The organism is Sinomicrobium halophytocola, from assembly GCF_052983395.1.
The window spans coordinates 137,213-155,856 of sequence record NZ_JBRKIT010000040.1; the positions used below are offsets into that span (position 1 = coordinate 137,213).

Consider the following 18,644-nt stretch of genomic DNA (forward strand, 5'->3'; position numbering starts at 1 on the left):
AACTTTTACCAATCGGGATTCTGTCCCAATTTCGGGTTTTGCTCCAGATCTGCCTGGGGAATGGGATAAAGATATTTCCGATCCTGCCATTCCCGGTCGCCCGGGTTATATATAAGTTCCCCGGAGGTTCCGTTGGAAAGCCAGCGACGCCCCGTGGCAGTATTGGGAGAAACATCTATCATTACTACGGAAGGATCAGAAGGTTCGGGCTGGCTTCCCTGATAGAAACATACATCCATAATACCGTCGCCATTCAGGTCCTGTTCACCTAATTGCGGAACATAAATTCCGTTCATCGGGGCTTCCTGAAAAAGTTCTCCTATGTGCCAGCGTTTCAGATCGTCGGGCCGCAATCCTTCAAAAGCCAGTTCAATAGTCCGCTCCCGCATGACTTCCAGCAATACCGGATCGGTAAATTTCCCCAGGTAATAATCCACCAGGTACGGATCGGCCTCCGCAGGCATGGTGGTAAGCGTAGGGCCAGTAATACCTGCACGTTGTCGTAATTCACCAATGGTAGATGCCCATTCCGCATCGTTCATTTGCCCCAGCTCGGCCAGGGCTTCCGCCTTGTTGAGTAATACTTCTCCCCAACGCATGATGATGTGGGCATTATCGTTAAGGCTTTCATCGTCATAAGGAAAGCGTTCGTCATAACACCATTTGATAGGCTGGTACCCTGTCCAGGATTGGCTTAGGCTCGGGGGAGCAATAACAGGAACACCATTCTCAGTACGGTGGTAGTCCCCGAGACGAATGGTCTGTTTTAAACGGAGATCACGGTCCTTCACCTCTTCGACAAAGGGCATCGTTTCATAACCGGAAGCTGCCGTAAACGGTGTACCGTCCAGTTTGAGATACGTATTCACGAATTGCCTGGTCAGCGCCGGACGGCTGCCATAGGTAGGGCTTATAAAACGCCTGTTTGCCGAACTAAATACCTGTAGAGACGGATCTAATACCACGGCGAGCAGGGTTTCATCGGTATAAGGAGTACGTGTAATGAACAGTTCTCTGTAAGACAATTCGTTATCAGTCCCTTCATGCAGGGTGAATCCGCTGATATCATTGGCTTCATTCACCACTTCCTGGTACCAGGTATCGGCTGTGCCCTGCATACCGTAACCGGTATGATACTTACGGAACGAAGCTTCGAAAAGGCAGATCCGGGTCTTGTAGGCCCGGGCCACGTTCTGGGTGATACGTGTACAGGAAGGGTCGTTTGTAAGCGTAATATTTGCAATGGCATAATTTAAATCTTCCAGTACCCTTTCCATGACTTCAAACCTGCTATCCCTGGGGGCATTTAAAGTCAGGGTGTCGGAGACATCAATCGTTTGATCCACCCAGGGCACGTCTCCAAAACGTTTTACCTTATCAAAATAGAACAGCGCACGGAAGAAGCGGGCCAGACCGATATAATGTTCTTTTTCGTCTACCTCACTGTCCTCTGCGTTTTCAATAAAATAGTTGATATTTCGCAACTCCTTCCAATCCCATCCATTACTGGTAATAGGGCTCAACGCATTGGGAGTAAGATAGGTATCCACTCCGTTACGAGCTACAAAATCCGAAGTGTTGTCTATGGCAAACACGCCCTGATCGGGTCCGGGAAGGATATCGTAAAACGAGTTGACGTACAGTTCCATGCCGCTCTCGGACCCGAATACGGCATCTCGTGTAGCGGTCGCCACTGGTGTCTCATCCAGGTCGCAAGCAGAAAAAGATACCAGGATCAGGGCAGCTAAAAAATAATTAAATAGTTTCATATACTCTGTTTGTTTTTTCGATGATCAGGTGATTAAAAGTTTATAGATAATCCAAAAGAAATGGCCTTCAGCATCGGGTAGTTATAACCATCCCCGCTGCTTCCGCCACTCAGATCCCTGTCTGAACCATAAATATTGGTTACATCCGTATCTTTTGTCCATTTGTACAGCGGCGACCAGGTCCACAAGTTCTCACCGGACAAATAAATTTTAACATCTGTGGCTCCGAATCTGGACACGAAATCTGCCGGTAACGTATAACCTAACTGGATATTCCGTAAACGGATATATGCCACATTCTGTATGTGTCTGTCATTGGGCTGATCGTTTAATTGGCTGTATCCGACAAGACGTGGCAGATACGCATCGAAATTGCCCAGTTCTTCGCGGTACATATTGTTTTCCTGCCAGCTCGGGTACGGGTTGTAGGGACGGTTATACTGCCCCCAGAAACGCGATTCGCTTGACGGGAACCAATCCTGTTTAAGCACGCCCTGGAAAAATGCTGAAAGGAAGATCCCGTTCCAGTCTCCATCCAGGTTAATACCGTAAATGTAACGCGGTTCGGAATTACCGATAATAGTTTTATCACCGGGGTTATCTACTGTATTTTCACCGTGATAGATTACATCGTCACCGTCCAGGTTTTTGTACTTGATATCTCCTACATAATTTCTCCTGGTATTGGTGCTTTGCACATTGGACTGGCTGGGCGAATTGGCAATTTCTTCATCCGAACGAAAAAGCCCTTCTACGCGATAACCCCATATTTCTCCTATGCGCTGTCCTTCGTAATAATCGGTGAGTATTTTGCGTTCGTTGTTATATTTGGTTATGACGGCCCAGGAATCCGACATCATCAGTCGTATTCCATAGTTGAACGGTTTGCCGCTCATATAAAACTGGTCTTTCCAGTTCACGGAGATTTCCCACCCGGTAGTTTCCAGATCTGCATAATTCCCCTTAGGCACATCCGTACCGAATACCGCCGGCAAGGTGGGCCCGGTCGTAAACATGTCCTTGGTCCACCTGCGATACAGGTCGCCAGTAAACGTCAAGCGATTGTTGAGCATAGCAAAGTCCAGACCAATATTGCCTGTGGTGGAAGTTTCCCAGGTGAGTCCCGCAGGCACTACTCCCGGCTGGCCGGTCTGCTGCGGACGTACGCCGTTAATAATGCGGTCTGACTGGGAAATGGAAAAATTCTCCGTAAACGAATAGGCATCGATATTCCCGTTACCCAGGGAGCCGTAAGAAGCCCGTATCTTTACATTGGACAGTACCTTCGGGTCCAGTTTCCAGAACGGTTCTTCGGAGAGCCTCCAACCCACGGAAGCCGAAGGAAAGAAAGCCCATTGCTCATCGGTAGGGAATTTGGAGGAGCCGTCGTAACGCCCGTTAACTTCGAGCAAATAACGCTCCTTAAAGTTATAGTTTACCCGGAAAAAACCACCGGCGATCCGCCATTTCTGAAAGCCTCCTTCGGTAGTTATACTTTGTCCCAATGCGAGATTAATGTCATCGGCATCTTCATAAACGATCCCGTTACGACGGGCCGTGAGGTTCTTGTACTCCGATTGTTCGTAATTGAACCCGACCAACAGGTGGAGGTTGTGTGTATCGGAGAACGACCGGGTATAATCGGCATACATATTGGTAGCAATGTATTCTGTAGTCTGCCTCCGTTCCTGTACATCATTGGTATTGGTACCTGTGTATCCTATAACCCCTTCGTAACGGCTGTAAGGTACCTGTACCCGGTTCTGATTGGTCCCGACATCTGTGGTCTGGTAGGTGAAATTTCCTCTGAGAATAAGGCTCTTATCCAGGAACTCGGCCTTCGCGGCTATCTGGTTCTTTAAAAACCGGCGTTCGGTATCGATCCCGTTGCGACCTATGAAATAATCTCCTACCGTATAGGCAGCAGGAAACGTAAGTGTGCCGTCAGGATTCTGAAGAGGGGCCAGGGGATGGCCTTCATCGGCCATGTTCCGCCAGATACCGCTCCCCTCCCCTACGTTCAGGGGCTGGTGATAATCCATCTTGGAGAATTCCATGTTGTTCTCAATGGAAAGCCAGTCATTGAGCTGGATATTTCCTTTAGCCCTCAGGTTGTACATTTTATAATTATCGGAATTGTATTCGAACAATCCGTCCTGCCCGTTATACCGGCCACTGAGGTAAAAGGCAGCCTTGTCGTTCCCGCCGGAGAACGTCAGGTTGTGGTCCTGGGCCATAAACTGATCTTTCATCAATACATCGTACCAGTCCGTATTGTAGAAATAGATGTATTCTCCCGTTTCCGGATCGATGTCAACACGAGGCAGGGAGGGATCTTCCCACCGGCGCTTGATCTCTTCTAAATACTCGGGAGAAAAAGCCAGCGTTTTGTTTATTGCCGTAGGAGTGTTACCGTTATCATTCCAGTTGGACCAGGCATCGTTGAAATTCTTGGCCCAGGGATAGGATTCCGTAATGTTGTCTGGTACGGTTGTAGGCGATTTAATGGAGTAATTGGTGGAGTAACTGATGGAAGTTTTCCCTTCTTTAACAGATTTGGTGGTAATCAATACCACTCCAAATGCCGCCCGGGCACCGTAGATAGAGGCTGAGGCCGCATCTTTCAATACGGATACACTTTCTATATCGTTAGGGTTCAGCATTCGCGGGTCTCCTTCCACACCGTCAATCAAAACAAGTGCATTTCCACCCTGGCCTATGGAAGTTGTACCCCGGATATTGAAACTGGGGGATTGTGTAGGTTTTCCATCGAGCATCCGGATATTAAGGTTGGGAACTACCCCTACCAACCCTTGTGTTATATTCGGAATGGGACGATTCTGAAATACTTCGCTTCCTACCTGGTCTACGGCGCCGGTGAGATTTACTTTACGTTGTGTACCGTAGCCTACAACGACCACTTCGTCCAGGGCCGTGTTGTTTTCTTTTAAAACGATCTCCAGACCGGGCTGGTTATTCACCTTTATCTCCTGCGACTGATACCCCAGATAAGAAACCTGCAATACGGCATCCGGTCCTGAAACCCTGATGGAAAAATTACCGTCAAAATCGGCTGTTACCCCGTTGCTTGTTCCTTTTTCCAATACGGTAGCTCCGGGTAACGGTGTACCGGTATCATCGGTTACCGTACCGGTTACATCCATTTGCTGAAGCGCATTACCGGGTGGTGTACCGGAAGTCACGGCATTGTGAATAATAATATTGTTTCCTTTTACCGTAAACTCAAATCCGGCTTCTTTGCCAAGTTGTGTCAGGATGGTCTTTAACGGTTGGTTTTCATAAACAGTATTATACTTTTTATTGTTTTTTATCACAAATTCGCCATAGGAGAACTGCGCGTCCGTTTTTTTACTGATCTCGGAAAAAATCCGGACAAGGGTAACATCTTGCAGATTAATGCTTATTTTTGCTTCTTCGGTGTTCTTCTGCTTTATAGCATGTGATGTGGAGAACATCAATAAAAAAGTAATGGTATATGCTATTTTATACCTGAGTTTTTTTAAGCTCATAAAATTAAGTGTTGTGGTTTTTTTAACTATTTACTTCGACGCTTTCTGAAAAGAGCCTGTTGCCGCAGGCTCTTTATATTTTCGGATCATTTGCTTTTTTCTACCATTATCATATTGTTTTGTGTTTTAGTTAGTTTGACTTCGTTGATCAGGTTTACCCGGCTAATGATATCTTCCGGTTTTTCGTTTTTATTTAGTGTTATAGCTATCAGTACCTTTTTTGATTCCCGGTCCTCAAAGACCATTTCCATATCGTATAATGCGTGCAACACGATACATAAATCTTCTATGGTAACCCCGTTCAGTTCTATTTTATCCTTTTGCCACAGTGTATACAGCGAAGCGTTTACTTCTTTTTCTTCCAATTCTCCGGATTTCAGCTTATACACCCCCTGCCTGCCTGCCGTAAGGTTTACAGTGTCTTTTGCGTGATACACCTTAACCTTCCCTTCGGATACGGTAACGCTTACCGATCTATTGTTTTCCTTAATATTGAACCGGGTACCTACTACCCTTGTATTGAGTTCTCCTGTTTTTATGAGAAACGGTTTCAGAGGATCCTTAGCTACCTTAAAAAAGGCCTCTCCGGTTAATTCTACCTTCCTGTCAGCCTTCCCGAATTCATCGGTATACACTATCCGGCTGTTCCGGTTTAAGGTAATTACCGAGCCGTCTTGTAAGATCACCTCTTTCGGCTCTGATGTTTCGTTATATACTACAACGCGTTCGGGAATTCCGACCAGGTAAAATATGCCATATCCCATACCTATTAAAAACACTATGGAAGCCGCAATTCCTGTCCAGGAAAAACGAACCGGGGAGATGCGATTTTTAATACCTGTATAAATTTCATTTACTATTACATGTTTATCCCTGATATTGATCATCTTCTCCCTGTTTTTATTCAACATGAAATCTTCGAACTTTTCGATATCGTCGATTTCCTGCTTCGTAGCCTTTCCTTCGAGGAATCTGCTCAATAGTTTTTTAAACTGTTTTTCTGTCATCAGGTATTCTTTGTTGTGTATATATACCGGAGTTTTCAATTTACCCCTACACATCTAAAATTGTTAATCATTACATAACACAGGAGAGCCAAAAGCCCTTTTCTTGTTTACGTTATCTTAACGTAATGATCATTGCGTTTTATGTTTAGGTTGTGAAGTATTCGAGAATGGCTGCAAATAAAACGGGTAATGGAAAAGCAGCCCTTTTCTTGAGTAGTTTAAAAGCCCGGGTAATATGATTCTCGACCGTATTTTCGGAAATTCCCAGTTCTTCGGCAATTTCTTTGTTCTTCAAGCCGTCTAATCTGCTCAGTTTAAAAACTTCCCTGCACTTGTCGGGCAGAACAGCTAATTTTTTATCCAGAAGTTCTTTCGTTTCTTCCAAATTCAGGACAGGGTTGTCCTCGGTACTATCTTCATTATGAATGGTTTTTAAAGCCTCCAGATGAGACTCTTTAAGTTTGGAATCCCGCAGTTCCTTAAATACCCGGTATCTTACTGCCTTGTATAAATAGGCTTGTATATTGTTGTTTTTGATGTCCAGTCTTCTCTCCCAGAAGTCCATCCAGACATCCTGGACCATATCTTTGGCAAGAGTTTTATCTTCAAGTAAGGAAAAGGCGTAATGGTACAACGGCTCCCAAAGTTGCCCGAAAAGTTTATTAAAGGCCTTTTCATCAGAAGCTTTGACCTGCTCTACATAAGTACTGATTATAGCAGACTCCCTGTTCATTCCACAAAGGAATAAAAATTTGCACTAAGCCAACTTTAAGAAAATGTAAAATAGTGAATTCAAGTTCCGGGGTATTCGGTTACCTGGTTATTAAGAGGCCGGTATAAAAAAGGGATGTTACCACGCACTATTCGGTATAAGTTCGTTGAAGTTCTGCGTCATGACGACTATCATAAATAATGTCCGGAGAATTTTCATTGGTTCCTTTACTTCCTGCCCCTTAATGTTTCTACCATTCTTTTTCGTCTTTCCCCGGAATTTTCCGGCGTTTGTTACCAATTTGAAAGGCCCGGGATATATTAAATCCGAAATGGATATCTCCCTTAAAGAAATCATCTGTCGTTTCCGTAATAAACGACTTTTCGATCATGGTAATAGCATTGGAGACCATGAGCTGGAATACATGTCCGCCTGTTTCTATATCCACACTCAAAGCAAAAGCATTTTTGGTATCCACGGACTTCAAAGGATTGATCGTGTAGAAATATTCGGCGTTGACCGAAACCCTTTTGCTCAATTTATAACGACCTCCCGTTCCTATGGCAAATATATCATGAGGATCGGCATCAATTCTTACCGAATTCCGGTGTACATAGGTAGGGGAAAGTTGCAGTGACAGATTTTCGTTAAATTTCCGGGCGATGAGCACCTGGGTGGTATAGAACAAACGATCGCTGAAATCGGGCTTGTCCTCCGGCTCGTAATCCTTCAGCGTCTTCCAGGCAACACTGCCGAAGAGGGATACACTCAATGGAAATGGTTCTTTGCCTGTCGCCTGCTTCAGGAGTTTATATTTTACAAAACCGTCATAAGTCTTCTCAAAAGAACTCCTTCCTATACCGAACATCAGATCATCGGTTAAGGCGTATTCCAGGGCAAAGCGGATATTGGAATCGTCCAGGCCGAACAACTCATCTATACCGTCATTGATCCGGCCGAAACGGTGGGAAATGAGAAATTCCAGAATTCCTTTTTTCCGGTTTTCTATGGAATGCCCGTTGATGATCCGGGTACCTTTGAATGCTGCGCTTACGTACTCTTTATTTTCCGGAGTTTCTTCCTCCAGTATCTCCATAAGGTCCTGGGCAGATACCTGGGTATAAACGCACAGGAAGAGCAATATGAATATTATTTTTTTCATTGATTTCAATAGGTTAAAAGTTTTTATTTAATGTGCCCATGTGATCATGTGCAATTGGAAAATCCGATAATGTGATAATGAGCCGTCCAAATCCGTCAACCAGTTAATAATGCGAATTAAGAGTTGAAATTAAACCTTTATAGCCTTCGGGGGTATGCGATTTAGTTACTGGTTATTAGGTTATTTAGGCGATACTTATAGACTTAGTAACTCAATAAGCCAATAACTCAGTAACCGGACTAAAAAACCGCCCCTTATTTCGCATTAATATATCATTAACTGCGCCATTAGCTCATTGACTAATTGGTACATTAATTATACGGAAGGTGATCGAGCTTAAAGGAAACCTCTACCTCCCGGGCAATATTATTGCGGACAATTACCGGTATTTTTATATCGTAGTCCGCAACAGCTATCACAAACTTTCCCTTCAGGGTTACCTTATCTCCTTCCAAATCGGATTTAGCCTCGATGTCCACAGGTTTTGTAATGCCGTGAATCGTCAGCTTTCCTCTTACTTCCGCCACGTGATTATTTCCGGAAAGGACTTCCTTAAGGTTATGTATCTTTCCTGTAAAAGCCGCCTTGGGAAACTTATCGGACTCTACATAATTCTCGTTGAAGTGTTCCTGCATCAGGGCTTTTTCAAAAACAAAAGATTTCATCAGTATGTTTATGGCTATCTCTCCGGAGGAAAGGTCCACGATGCTCAACACCTGTTTGTTCTCCGCTTTGATATCCTCTACCGGGGTATGAGAGTAAAAAGAAACCTCTCCCTGCCTGGTAAGATACTTTTCCTGGGAAAACAATACGGAATTAAAACTTATAAAAAACAGTAGCACTATGAATCTGATATACATGTTGTTCAATTCTTATTTTTAATTGATGATTACTGCCCTGACCAGGATAACATCGAGCAGGAAGCCGGTACAAATTCCTTTAACCTTTATCTTTTGTCCCTTATGCAGGCCAAGCGCCTTTTTATTTTCGGTAGGATACATGTTGCATATGATGTTCTCTCCGGAATTTTCCACTCCAAGGGTAATAACACTATTACCATCAACTATACTAATATCTTTTATTACGCCTTCTACCTGTAAGATCTTGTCCAGATATAAACCGTTGGCTCCTGTTTCATCAGTTTTAAATGCTTCTATCAAGGTTGTTGCTGTAAGGGTATAGTCCGGATCAGCCCTATGTACATCGGTGTGGGGTTTGTTATACAGTTTCATAAAGACCAGGGAACCTATTAAAGCGCCCGCAGCTATAATTATGCCCGAGATATAGACAGAACGTTTTACTTTATTCATAAATTTCCAGTTTTAATTATCCGGAGCTCCGTTGTCTACCCAGCACCCTATAAGGGCAATTTCTTCTGAAGTCAATGATCCCTGCAATGGCATGGCCCTCGTCTGGGTAAGCTCTTTGATCCTTTCGGCATTATTCTGTATCACGGTAAAATCGCGGAGATCAAGCGGATGCCCGGAACCGTTATGACATTGTATACAGCTATTGTCTATTATAGGCTTGACTGCGGTAACGAATGACAGATCGGGATCGCATAAAGGCTCATCTATATCCTCCTCCTCTACATTATACTCGCATGAGGTCATACCTACAGCAAGTAGAAAAAGGGCGGGAACACAAGTTTTTCTAAAAATTTTTGGTATCATGGATCATTAAAATAAGATGAAGGGGAAAGGATATGGTTTCTATTCCCTTTTTTAAATTATGCACTCTATCCTTCGTCGGTAGCTTCCGGGGCTTCGGTGGATTCCGTGTTCAGTATAGGCCATAAGCCAGGACGCGGAAAGCTAATACCCTTGTTATCGCCCTTAGCTTCGTCCTGTCCGAAATAATACATGGGCCAACCTTTATAACTCAATTGATCGCGCTCTCCATGAACACTGATCGTATTAAAATCGTCGGCATTCAAGATACTGGGAAGCCTGTCCAGGTCAATATGAAAGATCGGCCATATGGCATCATTGGAGAAGTCCTCATTCGTATAGGTGTTATTATCCCTGGTATCCGGCACAAACGCGTAAAGTGTATTCCCTTCGGCATCGGTAATATAAAAAGAGTCTCCATCACCTTCCACATAGGCCCCGTTTTCGTCTATAATGTAGTTTTTGCCGTCATGCCCTACCAGCTGGGCGTGGACGTACATCAGCGAATAATCGGGTTTGGCAACATACCATATTTCATTGACTCCGTCACCGTTAACATCACCGGTGTCACTGTCATTCGCAAAATAATATAGCGGCCATCCCTTGTATGTGGTTTGTTTTTCCCCGTCTTCCCGTGTTATTATCGTAAAATCGTCAGCATCCAGCCCTTCATCCACGGTAATGTCTTCTGCATAAAATACGGGCCAGACACTCAGGCAACCCGCTGTACAGGTAGAAGCCTCCCGGGCATCATCGGAGAAGAAATATAAGGTCTTCCCCTCACTATCGGTAAGGATCGTTCCATGCTCAGAATTTTCTGTCAGCCCAATATTGTTTTCAATAGGGTCCGGGTCCGGATCAGAAGAGGAATCGTCATCGCTGCTACAGGAATAAAAGGTAAAAACAACAGCAGTAAGTAAAAAACAGGCTTTTTTCATAGTACAAATTTGTTTTAAGTTGGACACATCAAATTAACTGAAATCAAAATTATTACACCCCATAAAACTGGACGAGAGGGAAAAAACAGCTTTTAAAAAGGAAAAAATGCGATTAAAAAGTCCGGGGAAAATAAACTTCTGTTCTGTTTGTTAAGTTTTTCTTAAAACCCGTATTTTGTACGACGTAAAATACTACCCCAAAAATGAAAAAAGACCAAGTTTACTTCTTTACTTTCTTAGGCCTGGCTATCGTAACCTTTATCGTAGGCTATTTTAGCATGAACTACCTGCTGGAGATATCCACCAATCACTTTTTGCAAACCCAGATCGAATCGAGTAAACGGGAAGCAAGTGAGGTTTCCTCCCTGGTACAGTTCCAGCTGGAAAACGGCCTGTCTAAGGACGAAGTGATAAACAATTTGCAAAGAAGCCTGGAAAGCACAAGTATGGAAGCCGGTTTTGTATGTATGTTTAACTGGTCGGGAGTGGAGATCTGTCACCCCGATCCGGAAAAAATAGGACAGCAGATAATACCAGAAGAATCTTTTGTTCAACCTGCTGTGTATGCAGAACCGGATCCTTATGACCTGTACAACCTCCTCAAGGAAAAAAAAGAAACCGGGGGAATCCGGAATTTTTCGGATGAGGGAAGGGATTCGGAGATCATTTACCTTTACCCGGTGAAAAATACGGACTGGATCATCGCCGCCCATGCCAACATAAACCATATTAAGGAGCGAATGCAGAAGCTCAAGAGCAATTTTATCCTTGCTTATGCCGTGTCGGGCATGCTTATTGTATTGATGTCCCTGTTTATGGTGCGTCTTATCAGCGGACGCTATGAAAAGAGACTGGAAATAAAGAACGAAGGATTATCTAAAGAAATCGTCACCCTTTCCAAACTGAATCACGATCTCATCCTGTACAAACAAAAAGTGGAAGATAAGGAAAACGAAAACGGGAATGATCCTGAAGAGAATACAGAAAGCAATTTTGTCAAAAAGAGATTATTAACCTATGTGAAAGATGAAATCGTTTCTATTGAACCGGATAATATAGCCTTTATATACATGGAGAATACCATTACACATATATGTTGCAGGGACGGCAGAATCTTTCACAGTAACAACAGTCTTGAAGAAGTCTTTTCCGACCTGGACGACACTTTGTTCTTCCGGGCAAACCGGCGTTTTATCCTCTCTATCAACAGCATTGATAAAATCTATAAATACGGGAACAATCAGTTGAAAATAGAGGTCAGCCCCAGGTCCCCGATCGATATTGTTATAAGTAAAAATAAGGCCTCGGAATTCAAGCAATGGTTAAGGGGGTAAAAGGATGGTTGATATGCCCAGTCAACTTTTTTCTATTATCACGGAAGCCCTGGCATTGCGTCGGGGCATACGGCATCGGACTTTCTTCAAATACGATACAAAAGGCCTCCTTGTATGGGAAGCCTTTTATATCTGTAATATTCCGGTTGGGTTTATAACGGTGAACCCGTTTACACTTTCAATGTCTTCATATAAACCGCATCATTCGCTAAACTTTCGAGTGATGATACCGGGTATTCCTCCTGCTCCACCATAAAGTATTTGATACTGCTTTTAAGGGCACTTTTCAAGGTACTTTTCATATCCACGCTCCCTTTCCCGAGATCACACTGAACGGGTTTTCCATCCTCTATATTATAGTCCTTTATATGGCACAATTCGTACCGGTCACCGTATTTCTTAAGGTGCGCTGCCGTATCCACTCCGGCTACATCTATCCAGCAAAGATCGAGCTCAAACATGACATGGTCGGGATCTGTATTTTCCAGAAGATATTCCTGGGGGAGCTTTCCTTCCAGTGGCTTAAACGAATAATCGTGATTGTGATATCCGAATTTCAATCCGGCCTTGTTTATTTCTTCTCCTGCCTTGTTCATACCTTCGGCAATTCTTTTCCAGTCGTCCCAGCTCTTCTGTGCACCGATGTACGGACATAACAGGTATTTCAGGCCTGCGCCCTCGGCCATCTCAATATTTTTCTTTAATTCGTCCGGTTTATCTGCTACTCCCATATAGTTAAAGTGCGTACTCACCATATCCACACCTATATCGGCGAGGAAAGCTTTCATTTCCCGAGGCGACAATCCCCACAGAAAACCTTCGGAACCGGCATAACTTTCAAACTGTTTGTAGCCCATACCAGCCAGTTTGGTCATCACGCCCTTAGGATCGCCGGGCAATACATCCCGTACACTGTAAAGTTGCACCCCAAACGGGTCTATAGTTTTATTTTTTAAAACGTTAGCTACCATATTGGTATGCCCCATAGCAAAGGCCCCGACGGTGAGGAGCCCGGTATTTTTCACGAAATCTCGTCTTTTCATTTGATAAGTATATTGAAATTGAAAGATTCTTATTTAAGCCAGTCTTTATGGACTTAAGCCTACCAATATACAATTTTTTCTATTTTTATGGTAACAAAAGTATAGATATCCGTGAATTTAAGGCGTTGGAGCCAGTGAAAACAAACCTGACATACATATTTCCTGAACTTTCATTTCATACAAGTTCAATCATTCGAAATGATAATTTTCAGTGCTTTTTCCCTCGCTCCGTTTAAGAATACCTGGTAAGCATGTTCCAGTTCATTCAGTCGAAAATGATGTGTGATCAGTTTTTTCAGGTCAAAGCGATTGGTGGACACCGCCTTTAAAAGCATCGGGGTGGTATTCGTATTTACAAGGCCGGTGGTTATGGTAAGGTTTTTAATCCACAGTTTATGAATATCAAAATCAACTTTTTTACCATGTACACCAACATTGGCAAGATGAGCTCCGGGCTTTACAATACCCTGACATATATCCCACGTTACCGGAAGGCCAACGGCTTCAATAGCTACGTCCACCCCCTCTTCTCCCACAATTTTCTTTACGGCTTCTTCGGCATTTTCTTCAGCGGAATTTACAGTATGTGTTGCTCCCAGTTCTCCTGCCAATGCCAGCCGGTTTTCATCCACGTCTATCATAATTATAACAGATGGCGAATAGAACTGGGAAGTTAGAAGTACGGACATTCCTACCGGACCAGCTCCCACTATCGCTATTGTATCTCCTGGTTTTACATTACCGTATTGCACCCCTATTTCATGACCGGTTGGTAAAATATCACTTAACAATACCGCTATCTCGTCGTCTATAGTCTCCGGAATTCTATGCAAACTGTTATCAGCATGGGGAATACGTACGTATTCGGCCTGTACGCCGTCTATCATATATCCAAGTATCCACCCCCCGTCCTTGCAATGCGCATACATTTGTTTTTTACAGTATTCACAGGAACCGCAGGATGTTATGCAGGAAATAAGAACTTTATCGCCTTTTTTAAATTGCGATACACTGCTCCCCGTTTCCTCGATAATACCTATACCTTCGTGTCCTAGTATGCGTCCGCTCTCTATTTCTGGATTTTTACCTTTGTATATCCCCAAATCCGTACCACAAATGGTGGTTTTCAAAACCTTTACAATGACATCCGTAGGTTTTTGGATTACAGGTTTCGGCCTTTCTTCCAGGGCGATATTATGTTCGCCGTAATAAACTAATGCTTTCATTATCTTACAGATTAAAGTTATTTTCAAAATGTAAGTTTACATCATATCTTCTCCTCGTGAAATGATATTTATCATACGGAAAGTTCCCCCCCCCCCGGAAGCATCCCGATATTCTTATGGATGGACAACAAACTTCACTTAGTGAATGAGACCGGAACAGGCATGCGTATTACAAAAGCGGACTGAATATCCTGGCAATACCTTCGAGCATCTTGTTCAGGAAAGATCTTTGCCGGAATATGGCAAGTTCCAGCTTTTTTGCTTCGGAACAATCCTTGTCAAAATCTTCCCGGAGACACATCGCAATTCCTTTGTCAAAAAGAAGGGCGTTCACCTCGAAATTCTGATCGAAACTACGGTTGTCAAAATTCCCGGAACCTACGGAAGCTATTCCATCATCAACGATAATTATTTTACTATGCAAAAACTTAACGGGATGTTCATATATTTCCACTCCGGCATAAAGCAGTTCTTCAAAATAGGAGTGCATACCGTATTTCACCAGGGAGGTATCTGATTTCTTTGGGACCAGTAATTTAACTTTTATTCCGCCCAGAGCGGCTATTTTCAGGTTCTCCAGTATGGTGATACTCGGAATAAAATACGGATTTGCAATATAGACAGACTTTTCTGCCTGGCCTATCATCACAGCATATTGATACATTACGGAAGAAAAATCGGAATCCGGCCCCCCGGCCACCACTTGCATTGTCGTTTTCCCCGCTTCACTGTTTTCCGGAAAATATTCGGGTTGCCAAAGGTCTTCTCCACTACTTGCAAAATAATAATCCTTGACAAAAACCCGGTGAAGGCTCTCTACGGCAGGCCCCTCAATACGAAGGTGCATATCGTCCCATATGCCGAGATCGCGGGAAGGGCGTATATATTTATCCGAAATATTAACACCTCCGGTAAAACCGGTTTTACCATCAACAATAATGATCTTCCTGTGATTCCTGTAGTTAATGGTAAAAAGTATACTGCCAAACCGCAAAGGCATCGTGGAATATATTTTAACTCCAATCGACCGGAAACGCTTAATGTGTTTCCTGCTTAAGGAAAAACTGCCTATAGCATCGTAAATAACCCGCACTTCAACACCTTCTTCTATTTTCCTCCGGAATAACCGAAAAAGCCTTTCCAGCAATTCCCCGTCCTCAAAAATATAGAATTGTACATGAATAAAGCTTTCCGCTTTTTCCAGGGCACTAAAAATGGCCTCAAAGGTTTTTACCCCGTCATTCAGCACGGTTACCGCATTTCCCTTTCCCGGTAAAGCCCCTGAACTGCCCTTTACCAGTTCTGATATCTTTTTTTCCTTATCCGAAGAGAATTCCATAACCGAAGTTCTGCCGTTAGTATGGAATAAGGAATAGGCCCGCATTTCATCAATTCTCTTGAGCTTAAAAAACTTTATTTTCCTTCGGTTGATACCAAAGAGTACGTATAGCAATACCCCCATGTAGGGCAGCATAATAATAACCAGTAACCAACTAAAGGACTTGGATGGCCTCGTACCGTACAGGATAAGCGTTACCAGGGAAACCAGCGTAATAAGGATATAAAAGCTAAAAAGGACGGTAGTCATCTGTCAGGGGACTTAAGAATAACACTCCGGCATACGTATGCCCGGTGACGATCTTTAATTTCTGCTAACCAATTTAGTAATTCTTTTTCATTCGTAAAGGCAAAAGAGCTATATCTGCTCTATTATTAAAAAATACCCGATATACATACTATCATTTGCATATTGCATCTCCACACCCGAAAACAACGAGGGAATGAATGGAGAAGAAGCCTAAATTATTTGGCTAAAGAGTTTTTCACTGGGGAAGATCACTTTGTTTTTCCATTTACTCCCCTGTTTTTTTCGGAAAAGTATTACCGAAAACAGCGTTATAGTCTTTAAGACAACAATTTATTAACAATTAGCGCAATGGGTTGCTTTAAAACTTTCAAAAGACCGGTTTTTTATTTAATTTACTCCGTTAAATAAAATCAACCAATAACCTGCAACCCTCTGTCGGTTGCTTAAAAGAGCATCAAATGTCATTTTTAAAAAAAATTCTGTTTTCCGTCCTTTTCCTGTTCTTTTTTCCCATCCTGTCTTATGCCGATAACGGTTATAACCTTTGGCTGACCTATCGGAAAATTGAAAACCCGGGTATACTGTCGGAATATACCAGTTATATCCAGAGGATTGATATGGAAAGCGGGGAAGAAACCCTGGATATAGCCAAAGAAGAACTGGCCCTGGGATTGAAGGGACTCCTGGATACTCCCGTTCCTTTTGTTTCCGAACAGCCGGAAGCACATTCCCTGATTGTGCGTAAAGCAGAAAATCTATCCCCGGAGATGCGGCAGAAATTACAAAAAGACATTTCCGAAATTACCAAAGACGGTTTCCTGATCCGTTCTGTGGAAAATAATATTGTGATTACAGCGCAAAATGATATTGGCATCCTTTACGGTACCTTTCACTTCCTCCGGCATTTGCAGCAACAACTCCCGCTGAAAAACATCCGTATACTGGAAGTTCCCAAGACGGATATCCGCGTACTCAATCACTGGGATAACCTGGACAGGACTGTGGAACGCGGCTACGCAGGCGCCTCCATATGGAAATGGCACCGCTTACCTGGATATACAGACCCTCGTTATAAGGACTATGCCCGTGCCAATGCCTCTATAGGGGTTAATGGTACGGTGCTCACCAATGTCAATGCCAGCGCATTGGTACTTACTCCCGATTATATTGAAAAAGTGGCGGCACTTGCCGATATATTCCGTCCATACGGTATAAAAGTGTATCTCACAGCAAGGTTCTCAGCCCCTATGGAAATTGGAGGACTCGATACTGCCGATCCGCTGGCTCCGGAAGTCCGGCAATGGTGGAAAGATAAGGTTAATGATATCTATAAGGCCGTCCCGGATTTCGGCGGATTCCTGGTAAAAGCTAATTCCGAAGGACAACCGGGGCCCCAGAATTACGGACGGTCTCATGTAGACGGTGCCAACATGATGGCCGATGCCCTGGCCCCTCATCACGGTATTGTGATGTGGCGTGCTTTTGTCTATTCGGAGCACGATGCTACCGACAGGGCCAAACAGGCCTATAGCGAATTCGTTCCTTTCGACGGAAAATTCAAGGACAATGTACTGGTACAGGTCAAGAATGGTGCCATTGATTTTCAGCCCAGAGAACCCTTTCATCCCATGTTCGGAGCCATGCCAAAGACCCCTTTAATGATGGAATTCCAGATCACCCAGGAATATCTGGGCTTCAGTACACACCTGGTTTTCCTGCCCAAACTTTACGAGGAAGTATTGCAGTCGGATACCTGCAGGCACGGTAAAGGATCGTTGGTGGCCTGTGTCGTAGACGGTACGCTCGACAATAAAAAAATAAGCGGTATGGCCGGGGTGGCCAATATTGGCAGTGATATCAACTGGACAGGACATCCTTTCGGGCAGGCTAACTGGTATGGTTATGGACGTCTTGCCTGGGATCCTTACCTGTCCGCCGGAAAAATCGCAGACGAATGGCTGCGGCTCACTTTTTCAAATGATGAAAATTTCGTGAAACCTGTTAAGGAAATCCTTTTGCAATCGCATGAAGCCGTAGTAAATTATATGAGCCCGCTGGGATTACACCACATTATGGATACGGGGCACCACTATGGTCCAGGCCCGTGGGTTGACGACTTATCCCGTCCGGAATGGAACCCGGTATATTATCACAAAGCAGATACAAAAGGTATAGGGTTTGACCGTACCCCTTCCGGCAGTAATGCCACCGCACAGTATGCCACAGAAATTGCCGGGATATTCGACAATGTAAAGACATGTCCTGAAAAATATTTACTGTGGTTTCATCATCTCTCGTGGGATTATAAATTACATGACGGAAGAACACTTTGGGATGGCCTCGGTATAAAATACCAGGAAGGTGTGGACCGGGTTAGGAAGGCGCAAAAAACCTGGGATACTATACAATCTTATGTAGATAAACAACAGTTTAAAGAGGTACGTATGTTGCTCAATATCCAGTACGAAGAAGCCCAATGGTGGCGCGATGCCTGTATGCTGTATTTTCAGACTTTTTCGAAAAAACCGTTTCCGAAAGAAATGGAAACGCCGCTGCACCCGCTGGAATATTACAAGTCTCTTAAATTCCCTTATGCCCCAGGTATAAGTCCGAAATGGCATTGACCTGTTAAACTATTTCCGGATTTTCTTTAATTACGGTAGTA

14 protein-coding genes are annotated in these 18,644 nt (G+C 43.7%); 2 read left to right on the forward strand and 12 right to left on the reverse strand.

Translation table 11 applies throughout. The features are described from left to right. Window positions 1-5: 5 nt before the first annotated feature. From ACVBDY_RS17400 to ACVBDY_RS17440, 9 genes are all read right to left on the reverse strand, one after another. Entirely contained in the window at window positions 6-1,769 is a 1,764-nt protein-coding gene (locus tag ACVBDY_RS17400) for a RagB/SusD family nutrient uptake outer membrane protein (RefSeq protein ID WP_447176730.1), read from the reverse strand. 32 nt (window positions 1,770-1,801) lie between these two features. Continuing rightward, window positions 1,802-5,299: a SusC/RagA family TonB-linked outer membrane protein gene (locus ACVBDY_RS17405; protein ID WP_447176731.1), complete on the reverse strand. Its 3,498-nt coding sequence runs from the start codon at window positions 5,297-5,299 to the stop codon at window positions 1,802-1,804. A gap of 86 nt (window positions 5,300-5,385) precedes the next feature. Continuing rightward, window positions 5,386-6,306, reverse strand: a complete 921-nt coding sequence (locus ACVBDY_RS17410) for a FecR family protein (protein ID WP_447176732.1) — start codon at window positions 6,304-6,306, stop codon at window positions 5,386-5,388. Between the two features lie 145 nt (window positions 6,307-6,451). After that, window positions 6,452-7,039 (reverse strand): RNA polymerase sigma-70 factor, encoded by a 588-nt coding sequence (locus tag ACVBDY_RS17415; RefSeq protein WP_447176733.1) that lies wholly within the window; start codon window positions 7,037-7,039, stop codon window positions 6,452-6,454. 229 nt (window positions 7,040-7,268) lie between these two features. Next, window positions 7,269-8,180: a DUF5777 family beta-barrel protein gene (locus ACVBDY_RS17420; protein WP_447176734.1), complete on the reverse strand. Its 912-nt coding sequence runs from the start codon at window positions 8,178-8,180 to the stop codon at window positions 7,269-7,271. A gap of 311 nt (window positions 8,181-8,491) precedes the next feature. Beyond that, window positions 8,492-9,040 carry a YceI family protein gene (locus ACVBDY_RS17425; RefSeq protein ID WP_447176735.1) on the reverse strand — a complete coding sequence of 183 codons (549 nt, stop codon included), beginning with the start codon at window positions 9,038-9,040 and terminating at the stop codon, window positions 8,492-8,494. Between the two features lie 18 nt (window positions 9,041-9,058). Then, window positions 9,059-9,490: an OB-fold protein gene (locus ACVBDY_RS17430; RefSeq protein WP_447176736.1), complete on the reverse strand. Its 432-nt coding sequence runs from the start codon at window positions 9,488-9,490 to the stop codon at window positions 9,059-9,061. 12 nt (window positions 9,491-9,502) lie between these two features. Then, window positions 9,503-9,793, reverse strand: a complete 291-nt coding sequence (locus tag ACVBDY_RS17435; RefSeq protein WP_447176737.1) for a hypothetical protein — start codon at window positions 9,791-9,793, stop codon at window positions 9,503-9,505. 125 nt (window positions 9,794-9,918) lie between these two features. Beyond that, window positions 9,919-10,788, reverse strand: coding sequence for a COG4315 family predicted lipoprotein (locus tag ACVBDY_RS17440; RefSeq protein WP_447176738.1), 870 nt, complete (start codon window positions 10,786-10,788; stop codon window positions 9,919-9,921). Between the two features lie 203 nt (window positions 10,789-10,991). Between ACVBDY_RS17440 and ACVBDY_RS17445 the strand changes: the two genes are divergently transcribed. Further along, window positions 10,992-12,122 carry a LytTR family transcriptional regulator DNA-binding domain-containing protein gene (locus ACVBDY_RS17445; RefSeq protein WP_447176739.1) on the forward strand — a complete coding sequence of 377 codons (1,131 nt, stop codon included), beginning with the start codon at window positions 10,992-10,994 and terminating at the stop codon, window positions 12,120-12,122. 170 nt (window positions 12,123-12,292) lie between these two features. On the opposite strand, the gene ACVBDY_RS17450 is transcribed toward ACVBDY_RS17445, so the two are convergent. The 3 genes from ACVBDY_RS17450 to cls form a co-directional block, all read right to left on the reverse strand. Beyond that, entirely contained in the window at window positions 12,293-13,165 is an 873-nt protein-coding gene (locus ACVBDY_RS17450; RefSeq protein ID WP_447176740.1) for a sugar phosphate isomerase/epimerase family protein, read from the reverse strand. A gap of 185 nt (window positions 13,166-13,350) precedes the next feature. Continuing rightward, a complete protein-coding gene (locus ACVBDY_RS17455; protein WP_447176741.1) occupies window positions 13,351-14,391 on the reverse strand; it encodes a zinc-dependent alcohol dehydrogenase family protein in 1,041 nt (346 codons plus the stop codon). Window positions 14,392-14,560: 169 nt separating this feature from the next. After that, complete coding sequence (cls, locus tag ACVBDY_RS17460; RefSeq protein ID WP_447176742.1) at window positions 14,561-15,979, reverse strand: cardiolipin synthase; 1,419 nt, start codon at window positions 15,977-15,979, stop codon at window positions 14,561-14,563. 458 nt (window positions 15,980-16,437) lie between these two features. Here cls and ACVBDY_RS17465 point away from each other — a divergent pair, with 458 nt between their 5' ends. Then, the gene (locus ACVBDY_RS17465) at window positions 16,438-18,603 is read left to right on the forward strand and encodes an alpha-glucuronidase family glycosyl hydrolase (protein ID WP_447176743.1); all 2,166 of its coding nucleotides are present in this window, start codon (window positions 16,438-16,440) and stop codon (window positions 18,601-18,603) included. Window positions 18,604-18,644 lie beyond the last annotated feature (41 nt).